The sequence below is a fragment of the Mesobacillus jeotgali genome (assembly GCF_002874535.1).
In the GTDB taxonomy this organism is placed as follows: Bacteria; Bacillota; Bacilli; order Bacillales; family Cytobacillaceae; genus Mesobacillus; species Mesobacillus jeotgali.
On the sequence record NZ_CP025025.1, the window covers coordinates 2,917,013 to 2,932,111 of the forward strand.

A 15,099-nucleotide genomic window follows, 5' to 3' on the forward strand; every position below is an offset into this window, starting at 1 on the left:
ATTGGGCAGACATGAAGCCTTGTACGGCCTAAGCGCAAATAGCAATATTGTCTGCTGTTATGCCCGAGGATGGAACTTTGTATAGACGTCCTTTAACCTCGTCTTTGTCACATGCGTATAAATTTGGGTCGTCGAGATGTCCGCATGGCCGAGCATTTCTTGCACAGCTCGAAGGTCGGCCCCATTTTCAAGCAGATGGGTGGCAAATGAATGGCGCATTGTGTGAGGAGTCAATTCTTTCTCAATACCTGCTTCTGTCGCAAGGCGCTTAAGAATCTTCCAAAAGCCCTGTCGTGATAGACCTTTCCCATGGTGATTCAAAAATAAAGAGTCATCCTTATGTTTTTTTGATACCAGCTTTGGCCTGCCCTTTTCCAGGTATTGCTCGATTGCGTCAGAAGCTGTCTTGCCAATCGGGATGATCCTTTCTTTGCTCCCTTTTCCCATGCAGCGGACAAACCCCATTGTCAGATGGACATCAGATAGCCTTAGTCCAATCAGCTCACTCACACGGATACCAGTAGCATACATCATTTCCAGCATCGCCTTATCACGATAGCCAAAATGGTCTGTCAGCTTCGGGCTGTCGAGAAGTGTCTCGACCTCTTCCATGCTCAATACCTTTGGCAAGGATCGTTCATGCTGTGGACTCTCGATGTGCACAGTTGGATCATGGTCAACTGCCTTTTCCCGCAGCAGGAAATGATGAAAAGCCCTGATCGAGGCAATATGTCTTGCCAATGTTTTTGATGATTTGCCTGTGTCTTTTAAATGACCCAGAAAATGAACAATCTGCGGACGCTGCACGCCATTAAAGTCTCCAAGCTGTTCAACATTCTTCAGATATGTGATATAGCTATTCAAATCTCGTTTATAAGACACAATTGTGTTCTTTGAAAGTCCCTTTTCAACAATTAAAAAGTGGATAAAGTCGTCGAGCCTATCTTCCATGTTTATTACTCCCCATTCAGATAAAACAGTATCAGCCTTTCAAGCATACTTCCTTTTTCTTCGTCAAAAGTACCTGACACCTTTATGGCTGCTCCCTCTGGTGCGTCATATCGATGATAGCTTTCATACTCTTCGTTAATCCACATGATACCATAATAAAATAAGATTGTGCATCCAGTGAATAATATAAACACCTTTATGGTGTGCATGACCAAACCGAACCAAGATTTCATTTTTCTTGCCTCCAACTCGACACATAGAACTATGAGCTCTTCTTTATCAAAGTCGTCTCATGTTCTATTCGACTTTACTTAATTACTAATCTGTATGCCAATTTGGACAAGAATTATACCTGATCCAGGTGCAATTTTAATAGAAATATAAAAAACCCTTTCTCCATTGGAAAAAGGGTCTTGGGATCATTCAGTTTCAGCCGGTTCTTTTTCCTGGCATCTGTGGCAAATACCATGGAAAGTCAGGCGGTGGTCCTTGATTTTAAAATTCCAGTCTCTTTCAACGATTTCTTCAACATCTTCAAGAAGGTCGTCCTGGATTTCATCCACTGCTCCGCATTCGATGCAGACGAGATGATGGTGGAAATGGGCAGCGCCTTCCTGGCGGAGATCGTAACGAGATACACCGTCCCCGAAGTTGATTTTATCAACAATTTTCAGTTCAGTCAGCAGCTCTAGTGTCCGGTACACTGTTGCCAAACCGATTTCAGGAGATTTCTCTTTGACAAGCAAATAAACATCTTCCGCACTCAAGTGGTCTTCTTCATGTTCAAGCAAGACGCGAACGGTAGCTTCACGCTGCGGCGTTAATTTATAGCTGGACGAATGCAGCTGTTTCTTGATTCTCTCAATTCTGTTTTCCATTTCGATAACTCTCACTCCCCCGCCACTGTTCTTATATTATACCAGAAGGGGAATGAGAATCAAAATAAAATTATTACAAATAAGAAACGATAGTTATTATTAATTAAAAATCATTTTAATTAATTGAATTAATGACCGCTTTCAATAGTGCCGGTGATAAATATGCCTCTACCCCTGCCGCCACAGCCAGGAATACGAGGGCTGCGACAAATGAAAAGATATACCTAAAAAACTGCGGCATAATTGGCTGGTTGATTTTCTTCATGAATTGATTCCGGATCATTTTCAGTGAAAAAGTCACCGCCATTGCTGCAGTAATAATGAAGACCGGTATAATGATGAAGTTTTGCGGCAGGATGGAAACAAAGGATAGTAAAAACCCGTCCCATTGCATTTGATTGACAAGAAAGCCTACCGTGAAGCCAACAACCATTCCCTTCATGAATAGCAGGATCAATATGACGGGAAGTCCTATGATGGAAACTCCGAGAATCCAGATAAGCCCGATGAATTTACCATTGTGTAAAAAGCTCTGCAAAAACAAATCCTTTCCGTCTGCTACTTTTCCTGAGGCAGCCTGCCCAAAAAATTGCGATAAATAATAGAATAAATCCTCTTTTTGAGTGAAGCTGAGGCTGTTCACGATTACCGCCCCAAAGATGACCCCCATCAAAAACAGGACAATGACAAAAAGATAGATTGAGGAATATTCTCTTAAATGGGTTACTGCGACGTCCTGGTACCTTCGTTTCTTCATCTCTCTTCCTCCTGCATATTGGTTACTATCATCATATGCAGGGACAAAGAGTCTATGACTGCAAACCTTCTATTTCTAAAATAATAGAAGAACAAAAAGCGCAAGCGCCTCGTTCAGCCCCGACAAGCGTTGGAGGGCCTGCCAGTGAAGTCGCTCTTTGACTTCATTGGCAGGACCGAAACGTCTCGAGGGGCTAGGCGCTGGAGCTGGATTAAGAAAACTACATGTAGTTATCCACACTTAAATAATTCTATAATTTCCTTATAAAACAAAAATCCGATCGAATGGACCGGATTTACTTAATCTGATATTTTACCGTATTTGCCGCCCCCGCCTGCGTGAAAAGCGAGTTGGCCTCTTCTTGCTCTATCTATAATTATGGCTGTCTTTTCCGGAATAACCTGTTTCAAAGAATCAAGAGGCACTGAATGAAGGACGGCCATTTCTGTACCGAAATGGTCCATAAGCTTTTCTAGCATTTTCGGTCCAAGGCCCGGAATGAATTCGAGCGGCACCTGGTGGATATAGGACGGCCTTCCATATTGATTTCCATCTGAAGTCTTCAATTCCTGTATTCTGTCGGCGACACCTTTTACCTTTTTGACAGATCCGCATTCAGAGCACGCTTGATCATATGCTGGATTGAATGCCAGGCATTCTGCACAGACTGTACGGTGATACTTTCCAAGCTGCGGATCCAGACCATAATTCGCTTTGATACCCCGGCCTTCCATTTGGTTTAACGCAAGTTCCAGCTCACGAAAAGATGGCTCAGCCATTTCAATTTTCTGGTATTCTCTTGCAATTTTCGCAAGAGAGTGGGCGTCGGAATTCGTTACAAATGGATAACGGTGAAGCTCAGCTAGCTGGTCTGCCATATTCGTATCCGAACTTAAGCCTAATTCAATGCCATCAATCAGGGCTGCATCAAAAACCTCTGAAAGAGAATCTTTGACTCCTTTTCCGTATAAGCTTTTGAAGGGTGTAAATACATGAGCAGGAATGAATATACCTCCAAGTTCCTTAACCTTCTTTTGCAAAACACGGCCAGAAACATAGACTCTCTGGGAGCTTAGATGAATATTTTTCAAGTGGTTCGCTAGCCAGCTTGAAAAAGTCCTCATCGTTTGCAAACTAGGAAGATAGCATAGCACATGGATGGGACCCTGGGTGCTTTCATCATTTATCTCAAGCTCTGAACCAAGGATGACACTCATCCGGCCATAATTCAAACCACCTTCAGGATGCTCCGCCAACTGACCCGCATCAAGCAAATCTTCCATTTCATCAAGAACTTCAGGTGAATGGCTGTCAATAATCCCTATCATATTCAACCCTTTATAGTCCCTTGCGTGGCGAATGATATTGCTGAATGTCAGTGATTTTGCTCCGGTGATTTTTACAGCTCGACCTGATTTCGTCCTGCCAATATGAATGTGCAGATCAACGAAGTATTCATGCATTTAATTATCTAATGCCTCCTGCAATTGCAGATGCTGTACTGCATATGCTGTTTTTGCGTCGAAAATCTTTTGTTCTTTAACAAGTTGGATCGCTTCTTCAAGGGTTATCTCCATTAAATTGACAAATTCATCCTCATCCACTGCTGCTGGATTAGCTTTTTTAGAAAGCCCTGTAGCTTTATAAACATGGATGATTTCATCTGCGAACCCTGGGGATGTATAGAAGGAAATAAGCCATTCCATATTCGCGCATTCATAGCCTGTCTCTTCCTCAAGTTCACGGGCAGCACAAATTTCCGGCTTCTCTCCTGCCTCAAGCTTGCCTGCTGGAATCTCGATAATCGTCCTTTCCAAAGCCTTTCTATATTGTTCAACCATGATGATTTTATTATCATCTGTGACTGGAATGACCGCGACTGCACCAGGATGCTTGACGATCTCCCTTTTTGACGTTTTTCCATTCGGCAATTCTACATCGTCTACTTGCAGGCTAATGACCTTTCCTGTAAAAATCTGCTCCGTTTTGAGTGTTTTTTCTTCAAGAGATTTCATACATGTCCACTCCTGTTCTAATCCGATATCAAATGCTCATACATTTTACCATACTTATCCGAAAGGAGTATGCTGATGAAAATTTACGTCCATAGCCAGGGGATCACTCTTGCTGGCAAGGCATGGGAAATCAAGCGCTTATTAAAAGAGTATGGCAAAAAGCATGTGCTTGTAAAAGATTGGGTAGAAACAGTCAATCAGCCTCCACGCCGTCCAGAATAGTTGAATGCACTCCTTTTATTCCGTTAAGATGGAATCATATTGGAACGGAGTGATTTTATGAAAAAACGGAAACTGGGTACATCCGATTTGTTTGTCAGTGAAATCGGCCTTGGCTGCATGTCGCTGGGAACCGATCTTCCAAAGGCACAGACAGTGATTGAGGCTGCCCTTGAAGAAGGCATCAATTATTTTGACACCGCCGATTTATATGATTTCGGGGAGAATGAAAAAATCGTTGGAAATGCACTTCGTACTGTCAGGGAGCAGGTCGTGATCGCTACGAAAGCTGGCAACCGATGGACCAATTCAAAGGACAGCTGGACCTGGGACCCTTCGAAAGCGTACATCAAAGAGGCTGTTAAGCAAAGCTTAAAAAGACTGAACACTGATTATATCGACCTTTACCAGCTTCACGGCGGAACAATAGACGACAATATTGAAGAAACAATCGAGGCATTTGAAGAGCTAAAAACGGAGGGCTTTATCAAGTACTACGGCATTTCCTCCATAAGGCCGAATGTCATTCGTGAATATGCTCAAAAATCCAATATTGTATCTGTCATGATGCAGCTCAGCATGCTAGACCGCCGTCCTGAAGAAGAAGCGCTTCCGCTTCTTCATGATAACAATATTAGTGTGGTAACGAGAGGCACGGTAGCGAAAGGTATGCTTAGTGACAGAATGCTCGAGAAAGCATCTTCTAAAGGGTATCTTGATTACAGCTATGAGGAATTGGCAGAGGTCCTTCCGTTATTAAAAGAAAAGCTCGCTTCATCCAGATCCCTTGCAGAAGTCGCCATCCAGTATAATTTAGCACACCCTGCAGTAGCTTCTGTTGTCGCTGGAGCAAGCACGGCTGAACAGATCAAGGAAAATGCCAGGGCAGCGAATTCCGATTCCCTGACTCCTGAGGAAATCGATTTAATTAAGTCGATTACGAAAGCAAATAGATATGACCAGCACAGGTAAGAAAAAAAGGAACACTTTCATTGCGAAAGTGTTCCTCTTTTTCTTCGGTATGATTAATTTAGTATTTATGCCAGCATTAGCAAGAGTGTATAGCCTGCCAGTCCAGCGGCAAACGCCCAAAAGTTACTCTCCCTTTCTTCCGGGAGCTCCTCTTTCATTACATTTAAGATGACACCGCCTGCGAGCATAGCAAAAAGCAAGGCAATAATGTTTTCATTCACTTTCCAGGTGATGCCGATTACCCAGCCTGCCAATATGGCGGCAGCAAGAAGCCACCTTCCTACTCGATCATATATTTCCTTGTGCGCCTCCCTAAGCGCATGGTCGCTGGTGATGAAATGGACGGCCAGCGCTATAAAATAAAACACCAGCCCCGATAACGTTTCCTGTTCTCCATGAAGCAGCAAATATCCTATCAAACTGTTATAAAGGAAAAATGAAGTGATATGAATCCAAAATACGCCCTTAGAAGCCCTGTCAAGGTTATTTTTCTCTTGCTGTTTTTTCTTTGAGGTTTTCACCATACGTTCCAGTCCATAAAATATGGCCAACCCAATCATCGCTACTATATATGTATGGTTTTCAAAGAACTTCAGGGCATCAGATTGTATATTCCTGTCAAGGACCTCGTTATGTTTGTTCAACTCAGGCAGCAAGTGAATGAATACATATGCTACAGAAATGCCCCCTGCAGCTGAAAGCAGTCTGCTTCGAGGTACGTTGTCGAGGAAAGGTAAATATCTTGAAAATAAATGAATTAAAACGAATCCGGCCGCGAATATGAAAGTAATAAGTAACAATGCTTTGCTCCTTTGCTTTTTTTACCTAATTGCCCTTTAGCACAGGCAGCAAAACATTTGTTATTTGACCGGCCTCCATTGCATCGCTTTTTGCTCAATCTCTTTCACAATCGGGGATTTTTCAGCTATGTAGGAATCGATGTCAAATTCATATTTTAGCGCAGCTTTTTCTTTTACCTCAGAGTATTTACTGGCATCATGAGGGTGAGACCTTAAGTAATTACGGAATACAAGATGCCTGTACAATTGATGGCTGCCTTTTTCAAAAGAGTGCAAATGAACTTTTCGTATCCCATTTTCGTCATGTTTTTGAAAATAGCGCCGCCCCGGGATGCCATTCTCACCCTTCGCCTCGTAGCCAGCAGCTTCTATGGCAGGTGTTGCTTTTTCAACTTGCACAAGACTGTCCGCTGCTAACATGATGTCTATGATCGGCTTGGCACTAAGTCCCGGGACAGATGTACTGCCGATATGGTGGATTTCTACCTCTGCCGGTTTAAAGATAGACTCCAAAAGCTGTTTTTCATTTTCAAATAGCGTTTTCCACTCTGGGTTATATGGAACTACTTCCACTCTTCTTCGGGTCATTTGAATTTCTTCCAATCCATGTCGCTTTCGGAGAGCAATTCTTCAAACGATTTGTTCTTCTCCCTTAAACGCTTCTCTTCCTTCTTGCGCTCCAATTCAGCCTGCTTTTTCTGTTCTTCCTCTTCCTTTAATTGTTGCTGCTGATCTTTTAACTTTTGCATGATATCCTGGTTCAGGAGATCGCCCAGTGTTGCTGGCTTTTCCTCTTTCTTTACTTGTTGCTGCTGGCGTTTTTGTTTCTTTTTCATTGTTGATCCCTCATCTTTTTGTTCAGCTAAACAGACTAGCTTAGCCTATTTTTTTAAGATTATATCATGAAAACTATCAAGTAAAATATGTAACAGTGTTAAAGAAGAAGGAACGCCCTTTTACAGGCGTTCCCGATTGATCAATATGCGTCTAATACAACTGAGTCGTCTACCTGGAGTTCAGGTTCTGTTGATTTGATGACATCGTCGACTGTGTAACCTGAAGCTACTTCTACAAGCTTCAGCCCGAAAGGTGTTACGTCAATGACTGCCATATCTGTGATGATGCGGTTGACAACACCTTTGCCTGTCAATGGCAGGCTGCATTCCTTAAGGATTTTCGCATCACCGCTCTTGTTAACATGCTCCATTATGACGATGATTTTTTGTGCTCCGTGGACAAGGTCCATAGCACCGCCCATGCCTTTGATCATCTTTCCTGGAATCATCCAGTTAGCAAGATCGCCAGCTTCCGAGACTTCCATTCCGCCAAGGATGGCGATATTGATGTGTCCTCCGCGAATCATTGCGAAAGACTCAGCAGAATCAAAATACGCAGCACCTGAAATCGCCGTAACCGTTTCTTTGCCTGCGTTGATCAAATCTGGATCGACGCTGTCCTCGGCTGGATAAGGTCCAATCCCAAGCAAGCCGTTTTCCGACTGAAGGACAACCTGCTTGTCGTCGGAAATGAAATTTGCAACCAATGTCGGCATCCCGATGCCAAGGTTTACGTAAAAACCGTTTTCGATTTCTTTTTCAGCCCGGCGCGCGATTTTCTCCCGGACATTCCCTTTGTTTTTAATCATATGCCTTCTCCTTTCATGATCAGCCAGAGTTAACTTCTCACTGTCAGCCTTTCAATCCGTTTCTCCTGATTGCCCTCAATCAGTGTCTGGACATAAATGCTTGGAGTATGGATACTGTTCGGATCTAATTCTCCTACTTCATATAAATTCTCGACTTCGGCAATCGTGACCCTGCCGGCCGCTGCAATCATCGGATTGAAGTTCCTTGCTGTTTTATGATAGACAAGGTTCCCCATTTTATCGCCCTTCCAGGCACGGACGATGCTAAAATCCGCAGTCAGCGACTCTTCAAGGAGATACTCTTTGCCATTGAACATGCGGGTTTCTTTTCCTTCCGCAATTGGTGTCCCCACTCCTGCCGGCGTGTAGAAAGCCGGAATTCCTGCACCGCCTGCCCTGATTTTTTCAGCCAGGGTTCCTTGTGGAATCAATTCGACTTCGATTTCACCGGATAATACCTGTCTTTCGAACTCTTTATTTTCCCCAACATAGGAACCTACCATTTTCTTGATCTGCTTGTTCTTTAGCAGCAGCCCAAGTCCCCAATCGTCGACACCACAGTTGTTTGAAATGACTGTCAGGTCTTTTACCCCTTTTTCAACAAGTGCCAGGATGGCATTTTCCGGGATCCCGCAGAGGCCAAAGCCGCCAACCATCAAGGTTGCCCCATCTTGGATATCTGCCACTGCGTCTTGAAAGGATGTACAAATTCTTTTCATCGTTCTTCCCCCTTTGACTATGGAAGCACAGGCAAATGCCGATGCCAGATTTTAAAATAAGTTAAAAGATTAATAGGTTTAAGCGAGTTCCACAACTGACGCAACACCCTGTCCTCCGCCGATGCACAGGGTAGCAAGGCCGGTCTTCGCGTTACGGCGCTTCATTTCATGGATCAGTGTTACAAGGATCCTGGCTCCGCTTGCCCCGATTGGATGGCCCAGCGCAATTGCACCGCCATTCACATTGAGGATGTCCTTGTTAAAATTAAGCTCACGATCGACAGCCAGTGATTGAGCGGCAAATGCTTCATTCGCCTCGATCAGCTCCATATCTTCCATCGTCATGCCCGCTTTGTTTAATGCTTTCTTAACTGCGTCAACCGGTCCGATACCCATTATGCTCGGGTCAACACCCGCACTGGCATTTCCTTTAATGACAACGAGTGGTTTTAAGCCAAGCTCTTCAGCCTTTGCCCTGCTCATGACAACCAACGCAGCTGCTCCATCATTGATTCCTGACGCGTTCCCCGCCGTTACGCTGCCATCCTTTTTGAATGCTGGACGAAGGCCGCCAAGTTTCTCCGCTGTTGTCCCTTTTTTCGGATACTCATCCGTATCAAAAATGACCGGATCACCTTTTCGCTGCGGAATTTCGATTGGCACGATCTCATCCTTGAACTTACCTTCCTCAATCGCCTTTGCCGCCTTTTCCTGGCTAGCTGCTGAGAACTCGTCCTGCTCGCTCCGGCCAATTTCATACTTTGAGCACAGGTTTTCAGCCGTGACCCCCATGTGGTAGTCATTGAATGCACACCAAAGGCCGTCTGAGATCATGCTGTCCACTAGCTTCTGGTCACCCATCTTGAATCCATCACGTGCATTTTTCAATAAATATGGAGCCTGGCTCATATTCTCCATTCCGCCCGCTACGACGACTTCCGCATCACCCGCTATGATGGCCTGCGCTGCCAGATGTACTGCCTTCAAGCCAGATCCGCACACCTTATTGATCGTCATAGAGGAAGCGCTTTCAGGAATACCCGCCTTAATCGCTGCCTGTCTTGCAGGGTTTTGCCCCAATCCAGCCTGGAGGACATTGCCCATGATGATTTCATCCACTTGACCTGGCTCAACACCCGCCTGCTTCAATGCATCTTTAATTACCGCGGCACCGAGGTCTGGTGCGGAAATATTCTTCAAACTACCATTAAAGCTGCCAATTGCTGTCCTTACAGCAGCTACGATTACTGCTTCAGTCTTGCTCAAACTGCTCACCCTTTCTCTGGTTCTCACATCTTAAGTACTTCTATTGCTTTTGATAAAATCCCTTTTATTTTATCAAAATTTTATTTATTCTTGCATTTTTAAAAATATTCTATTTACAATTAAGATAACTTAAGAGGAGGGGTATATCAAATGCTGCAGCTTCCCAAGAAGGTTGAAATAATTGAAGTTGGCCCGAGAGACGGGCTCCAAAATGAAAAGAATTTCGTTTCTACAGATGTTAAAAAAGCTTTTATCAGTTCCTTGAAGGATGCCGGAGTCAAAGAAATGGAACTTACTTCCTTCGTATCTCCTAAATGGGTGCCACAGATGGGCGATGCCGCAGAGATCGTTGCTGACTGCCTTGACAGCAGCACAAGGAATATCGTCCTCGCTCCTAATAAAAAGGGAGTTGAACGCGTCTATATGACTGACTGCAAAGCGGTCGCTGTGTTCGTCGGGGTCAGCAATACTTTTAATCAAAAGAATATCAACAAAACGACAGCTGAGAGCCTTGCTGAGGTTCTGCCATTGATCGCAGAGCTTAAGTCGAAGGATTATTTTGTGCGTGCGTGCATCTCAACTGCTTTTTATTGTCCATATGAAGGAAAGGTTGAAGAAGATGCGGTCATTGCATTATGCGGTGAATTCGTTGAGGCCGGGGTCGATGAACTGAGTGTCGCCGATACAATCGGCATGGCTGCACCCCAGGAGTCTTATTCCTTATTTTCGAAATTGAAGGGTGCTTACCCGGATGTGCTGCTGACTGCGCATTTCCATGATACAAGAAAGCTGGCATTGTCGAATATTTTTGCCACTCTACAGGCAGGAGTCACCCGGTTCGACACTTCTGCCGGCGGTCTGGGCGGATGCCCGTTCGCCCCAGGTGCTGCAGGCAATGCTGCTACAGAGGATGTCGTCTATATGCTTCACAGGATGGGAATCGACACCGGCGTCGACCTTGACAAGATGCTCAAGGCAATTGAGGTGATCCAGCCTCATATCTCAAGACCCATTGAAAGCACCTATTTCAAGCTGAATTCAGTTAGTGTTTAACTTTTTGCATAAGCTCCTGTTCTTGAATCCATCTTATTAGATGAGGTTATTTTTTGAAGAAGGGAGCATATTGCATGAGCCAAAAACGTGACAAAGGCTACAGCCAGCAAGGCAAGCCAAACGCAGATACAGTAAAACAGCAAATTGCCGCCGAGGATCTTGAAAAAGCGATTCATCCAACAAAGCGCCAAAATTCACAGCAATAAAGAAAAGCGTAAGCGCCTTGGTCAACTCCGACAAGCGCTGCCCGCCTAAAAGCGCCACATCCTCCCAAAAGCTACCGCTTTCGGTCGTGCGATGAATCGCTTCGAAGCTTTCCTTATCCTGTGGCAGGCGGGTTTGCACGTCCTGTGCCATAGAGGGCCTGACAGTGAAGTCGTTCTTTGACTTCATTGACAGGACCGAAATCGAAAAGTATAGCCGACTGCCCAGAAACGCAGAAACTGGAGACTCCGACAAAGAAGCGCTTTTTGCTTCTGCCGGCGGAGTTGAAGTTTCGGAGTTTCTAGGAGGTGACACTAGACAAGCGACTCGAGGGGCTAGGAGCTGGACACTTCTCGAAGTGATGTTATTAATTCTTATAACTAATACGTGGATCGCCAAATTCGGCGGTCTTTTTTATGTTTGTATTATCAAGACTAATGGTAAAATAAAGAAAACAGATTATCGGAGGGTTGAGCTTGAGAAGAGCGTTCCGCGTGCTATTTTCTTTTTTGTTTGTCCTAACCTCGCTCGGGGTTTTTATATCCAATAAAGTCATGTTCTTAAAAAGGAAAGATGACGAAGAAATCTTCAACCGAGAAACCGAAGCCGGGCATCTGGTACCTGATGAATATGATTCACTGCCAAAAATGGAAGTTACGATTCCCTCGTCCTTTGGCTACTCATTGAAGGCCGTCCTCGTCGAACCACATGACACAAATCGTTACATCATCATTGCCCATGGGGTTACCCAGAGCAAGACCAATTCCGTGAAATATATGAACTTGTTCCTAAACAGGGGTTTCAATGCGGTTATTTATGATCATCGCCGCCATGGGGAGTCCGGCGGGAAGACCACCAGCTATGGATATTATGAGAAATTCGACCTTAAATCGGTAGTAGACTGGCTAAGAGAAGAGAAGGGTCCAGATTTGCTACTTGGTATCCACGGGGAATCAATGGGAGCTGCTACTTTGCTTCTTTATGCCGGCATGATTGAAGACGGAGCTGACTTCTATGTGGCAGATTGCCCATTCTCTGACTTCAGCGAACAGCTCGCCTACCGCATCAAGGAAGAAGTTAAGTTTTTGCCGCCAAAACTATTGCTGCCAGTCGCAAGTATGTTCGTGCGTATTCGTGATAAATATTCTTTGAGTCAGGTATCCCCGATTGCAGTTATCGAAAATATTAAAAACCCGATTCTTTTCATCCATAGCCGCAAGGACGACTTCATTTTACCATCGATGACTGAAGCTTTGTTCGAACAGAAAATAGGAGCGAAAAAATTATTCATGGCCGAAAATGGACTCCACGCCCAATCCTACAGCGAAAACCGGGAACAATATGAAAAGGTGCTCGATGAATTTCTTGAGGAATATATCTTGACCGATCATGGAAGTATGGACGCAGACCATTAATACAGGTTGAGCTAGGTTTTATCTTACGCTTTGGTTCGTTTTTAGCTCGTATGTATCCAATAGAGCTTTTCTATTGGACATTTTTCTCTTGTATCCGCTTCCGTTTGTCCGATAGAGCCTTTCTATCGGACAGTTTTCTCTTGTATCCGCTTCCGTTTGTCCGATAGAGCCTTTCTATCGGACATTTTTCTCCTCTTCCAGCTTCGGTTTGTCCATTAGAGCCTTTCTATCGGACACTTTTCTCCACTTCCAGCTTCGGTTTGTCCATTAGAGCCTTTCTATCGGACATTTTTCTCCACTTCCAGCTTCGGTTTGTCCATTAGAGCCTTTCTATCGGAAATTTTTCTCCTTTTCAGGCTTCGCTTTGTCTGTTAGGGAACTTGTTCCGATTCCGACGGGCGCAAAAAAGGATTGGCTCATCCCCCGAGCCAATCCACTTTACTGTTTTTCTCCCTGGCGATCGATTTCTTTGCCAGAGGCGTCGAGTGCCCTGACTTCCTTGTAATCGCCTATTGCGTAATAATAGCGTTCGTTTTCTTTTTCAATGATTTCTATTTTGGTAAACTTGCCATCTGGTCCTGCAGCTTCAATTGTTTTGATATCCGGATTCACGATTTTCCCGAAAATCACAGGAATCTTCGCATCCAATGTTCCGTCTTCTTTAAAGGTTGTGAAAGTGTCGGCATACAGAATCATGAAATCATTTTTATAATAAGTCCAGTGGTTATGCCCCGCATTTTCCCAGCCTTCTTTTTCGCTGCCATTGATATAGGCTACTGCCAGCGCGTCGAATGTGTTTGAGCCTTCTTTTTGCTCTGTTGTGTAAAAGATGAGCCATCCACCCTCCACTTTTTCCTTGTGGACGATTTGTTTGATGTTGAACGGAATATCGTTTTGGATTGCTTCTCCCGCAGTCTTGTAGGCGCATGCAGACAGCACAAGTGCGCACAAAATCATTATGGCTGACCTCCAAAATTTCCTCATCTTACTCCCCTGCCTTCGCATCAAACTTCTATGTATTTCTACACCCTTCTCTCTTATTTAACCTTTTTTTCAATTTTTTGTAAACTCATAACCTTCTTTTATCATGGAAGCTCATTCTTGGATTCAGATATTCATTCGGACTCTTTAATTGGAAACATCCTGCTGTGTCCTTATAATCAATCGTCATCTCTTCAGCAAAAAAGACTTCCTTGGCTTTTTCCATATAGATCGGAATCCCGTCCGTCTCTATCTTGTTTTCTTCCTCATAATGTTCGCTTTCAAACCAGAGGGCAGCTACTCCGCTTACTGCACAGCCGCACCCATCTATATCGTATTTCAATTTTACATACCCTTGCTTTCCTGAAACCTTTTCTTGCAGTTTGTTTGAAGCTGCTTCGGTGATTTTTATTTTCATGACTGCACTCCCTTTCCGATTTTTCATTTTACCATACGAGGATCATTATTTCGTTGATAACCCCTGGCCAATCTCAAAATAGTCTTGCAATTTTTCTGTTTAGCTTTTACTATCAAAGATAATTGTGACATTTGAAAGGGGTGCTTATTTTGTCAAAAGTAACGATAAAGGTGAATGATAATGGTTCATTAAGGATTTCCGGCGATGTTGAGCTGCTGGATGGTGCCGGCAATAAATATGAAACGAAGCCTGCTTTCTCGCTTTGCCGCTGTGGCATGAGCAAAAACATGCCGTTCTGCGATGCTTCCCATAAAGGGAAATTCGAATCAGTCGTGCGTGCACCGCAACCCGATGAAACGGAATAATTTTTTGAGGGCAATGGACAATCCATTGCTCTTTTTTATGGGGATCTTTCAAGTGATTTTTATAAAACAGGGTGGCTGGGATTTTTCCAGTGAATCAACTACCATTCATCCGCAAGCCTGACATCAGCAATATGTGAAATCCCGATACGATGGATTTCCTCGAATCTGTCTACAATATGGAGCTTCTGTCCAAGCTCATTCCAATAATGAATTTTCCCGATTACCAATTCATATTTCCTTTGCCTGAAATAGGTTATGCTGAGCGGGCGGTTAAACTCCATCGCTTCGAGAATCGTCTCATTCAACTGCTCAAGCTGCTGTTCATCCAGCTGCTTCTCCTTTTCATATTCGTCCTCCTGTGCCCAATCACGCAGCATCTTGACATGCTCAGGAAGCATCATTGACGTCCATTTAATTCTTCCACGATCGCGAATCATCTTG

Annotated in this window: 22 protein-coding genes; 7 read left to right on the plus strand and 15 right to left on the minus strand. The window is 44.1% G+C overall.

Annotated elements, in window-relative coordinates; all coding sequences use genetic code 11:
• Positions 1 to 57: 57 nt before the first annotated feature.
• The 6 genes from xerD to CD004_RS14860 form a co-directional block, all read right to left on the minus strand.
• Positions 58 to 951, minus strand: a complete 894-nt coding sequence (xerD, locus tag CD004_RS14835) for a site-specific tyrosine recombinase XerD (RefSeq protein ID WP_102263471.1) — start codon at positions 949 to 951, stop codon at positions 58 to 60.
• A 5-nt stretch (positions 952 to 956) separates the two neighbouring features.
• Positions 957 to 1,184 carry a YqzK family protein gene (locus CD004_RS14840; protein ID WP_102263472.1) on the minus strand — a complete coding sequence of 76 codons (228 nt, stop codon included), beginning with the start codon at positions 1,182 to 1,184 and terminating at the stop codon, positions 957 to 959.
• Between the two features lie 186 nt (positions 1,185 to 1,370).
• Positions 1,371 to 1,829 (minus strand): ferric iron uptake transcriptional regulator, encoded by a 459-nt coding sequence (fur, locus tag CD004_RS14845; protein ID WP_102263473.1) that lies wholly within the window; start codon positions 1,827 to 1,829, stop codon positions 1,371 to 1,373.
• 115 nt (positions 1,830 to 1,944) lie between these two features.
• Positions 1,945 to 2,586 (minus strand): stage II sporulation protein M, encoded by a 642-nt coding sequence (gene spoIIM, locus CD004_RS14850; protein ID WP_023627454.1) that lies wholly within the window; start codon positions 2,584 to 2,586, stop codon positions 1,945 to 1,947.
• Positions 2,587 to 2,885: 299 nt separating this feature from the next.
• A complete protein-coding gene (locus tag CD004_RS14855) occupies positions 2,886 to 4,049 on the minus strand; it encodes an endonuclease Q family protein (RefSeq protein WP_102263474.1) in 1,164 nt (387 codons plus the stop codon).
• Positions 4,050 to 4,601: an NUDIX hydrolase gene (locus CD004_RS14860; RefSeq protein WP_102263475.1), complete on the minus strand. Its 552-nt coding sequence runs from the start codon at positions 4,599 to 4,601 to the stop codon at positions 4,050 to 4,052. It abuts the gene before it with no gap.
• A 75-nt stretch (positions 4,602 to 4,676) separates the two neighbouring features.
• Here CD004_RS14860 and mciZ point away from each other — a divergent pair, with 75 nt between their 5' ends.
• Together mciZ and CD004_RS14870 are read left to right on the plus strand one after the other, a co-directional pair.
• Complete coding sequence (mciZ, locus tag CD004_RS14865) at positions 4,677 to 4,823, plus strand: Z-ring formation inhibitor MciZ (protein WP_102263476.1); 147 nt, start codon at positions 4,677 to 4,679, stop codon at positions 4,821 to 4,823.
• Positions 4,824 to 4,880: 57 nt separating this feature from the next.
• Complete coding sequence (locus CD004_RS14870) at positions 4,881 to 5,792, plus strand: aldo/keto reductase (RefSeq protein WP_102263477.1); 912 nt, start codon at positions 4,881 to 4,883, stop codon at positions 5,790 to 5,792.
• Between the two features lie 65 nt (positions 5,793 to 5,857).
• Here the strand turns inward: CD004_RS14870 and CD004_RS14875 are convergent, their stop codons facing one another.
• The 6 genes from CD004_RS14875 to CD004_RS14900 form a co-directional block, all read right to left on the minus strand.
• Entirely contained in the window at positions 5,858 to 6,592 is a 735-nt protein-coding gene (locus CD004_RS14875) for a ZIP family transporter (protein WP_102263478.1), read from the minus strand.
• Between the two features lie 60 nt (positions 6,593 to 6,652).
• On the minus strand, positions 6,653 to 7,180 hold the full coding sequence (locus CD004_RS14880) for a GrpB family protein (protein WP_102263479.1): 528 nt from the start codon (positions 7,178 to 7,180) through the stop codon (positions 6,653 to 6,655).
• On the minus strand, positions 7,177 to 7,428 hold the full coding sequence (locus tag CD004_RS14885) for a YqkE family protein (RefSeq protein WP_102263480.1): 252 nt from the start codon (positions 7,426 to 7,428) through the stop codon (positions 7,177 to 7,179). Before CD004_RS14885 ends, CD004_RS14880 begins: the two co-directional genes overlap by 4 nt.
• A gap of 140 nt (positions 7,429 to 7,568) precedes the next feature.
• Positions 7,569 to 8,237 (minus strand): 3-oxoacid CoA-transferase subunit B, encoded by a 669-nt coding sequence (locus tag CD004_RS14890; RefSeq protein WP_102263481.1) that lies wholly within the window; start codon positions 8,235 to 8,237, stop codon positions 7,569 to 7,571.
• A gap of 29 nt (positions 8,238 to 8,266) precedes the next feature.
• Positions 8,267 to 8,956: a CoA transferase subunit A gene (locus CD004_RS14895; protein WP_102263482.1), complete on the minus strand. Its 690-nt coding sequence runs from the start codon at positions 8,954 to 8,956 to the stop codon at positions 8,267 to 8,269.
• 78 nt (positions 8,957 to 9,034) lie between these two features.
• Positions 9,035 to 10,222 (minus strand): acetyl-CoA C-acetyltransferase, encoded by a 1,188-nt coding sequence (locus CD004_RS14900; RefSeq protein ID WP_102263483.1) that lies wholly within the window; start codon positions 10,220 to 10,222, stop codon positions 9,035 to 9,037.
• 150 nt (positions 10,223 to 10,372) lie between these two features.
• Between CD004_RS14900 and CD004_RS14905 the strand changes: the two genes are divergently transcribed.
• The 4 genes from CD004_RS14905 to CD004_RS14915 all read left to right on the plus strand — a co-directional run bounded on the left by CD004_RS14905 (position 10,373) and on the right by CD004_RS14915 (position 12,894).
• A complete protein-coding gene (locus CD004_RS14905; RefSeq protein WP_102263484.1) occupies positions 10,373 to 11,275 on the plus strand; it encodes a hydroxymethylglutaryl-CoA lyase in 903 nt (300 codons plus the stop codon).
• A gap of 74 nt (positions 11,276 to 11,349) precedes the next feature.
• Positions 11,350 to 11,481 carry a hypothetical protein gene (locus CD004_RS24470; RefSeq protein WP_264190911.1) on the plus strand — a complete coding sequence of 44 codons (132 nt, stop codon included), beginning with the start codon at positions 11,350 to 11,352 and terminating at the stop codon, positions 11,479 to 11,481.
• Between the two features lie 164 nt (positions 11,482 to 11,645).
• On the plus strand, positions 11,646 to 12,029 hold the full coding sequence (locus CD004_RS14910; protein ID WP_102263485.1) for a hypothetical protein: 384 nt from the start codon (positions 11,646 to 11,648) through the stop codon (positions 12,027 to 12,029).
• Positions 11,956 to 12,894, plus strand: a complete 939-nt coding sequence (locus CD004_RS14915; protein ID WP_102263486.1) for an alpha/beta hydrolase — start codon at positions 11,956 to 11,958, stop codon at positions 12,892 to 12,894. Before CD004_RS14910 ends, CD004_RS14915 begins: the two co-directional genes overlap by 74 nt.
• Positions 12,895 to 13,332: 438 nt before the next feature.
• Here CD004_RS14915 and CD004_RS14920 read toward each other — a convergent pair whose 3' ends face one another.
• Together CD004_RS14920 and CD004_RS14925 are read right to left on the minus strand one after the other, a co-directional pair.
• Entirely contained in the window at positions 13,333 to 13,851 is a 519-nt protein-coding gene (locus tag CD004_RS14920) for a hypothetical protein (protein WP_102263487.1), read from the minus strand.
• Between the two features lie 112 nt (positions 13,852 to 13,963).
• The gene (locus CD004_RS14925) at positions 13,964 to 14,293 is read right to left on the minus strand and encodes an iron-sulfur cluster biosynthesis family protein (RefSeq protein ID WP_102263488.1); all 330 of its coding nucleotides are present in this window, start codon (positions 14,291 to 14,293) and stop codon (positions 13,964 to 13,966) included.
• 149 nt (positions 14,294 to 14,442) lie between these two features.
• Here CD004_RS14925 and CD004_RS14930 point away from each other — a divergent pair, with 149 nt between their 5' ends.
• The gene (locus tag CD004_RS14930; protein ID WP_102263489.1) at positions 14,443 to 14,658 is read left to right on the plus strand and encodes a CDGSH iron-sulfur domain-containing protein; all 216 of its coding nucleotides are present in this window, start codon (positions 14,443 to 14,445) and stop codon (positions 14,656 to 14,658) included.
• Positions 14,659 to 14,756: 98 nt separating this feature from the next.
• Here the strand turns inward: CD004_RS14930 and CD004_RS14935 are convergent, their stop codons facing one another.
• Positions 14,757 to 15,095 carry a YolD-like family protein gene (locus CD004_RS14935; protein WP_102263490.1) on the minus strand — a complete coding sequence of 113 codons (339 nt, stop codon included), beginning with the start codon at positions 15,093 to 15,095 and terminating at the stop codon, positions 14,757 to 14,759.
• Positions 15,096 to 15,099 lie beyond the last annotated feature (4 nt).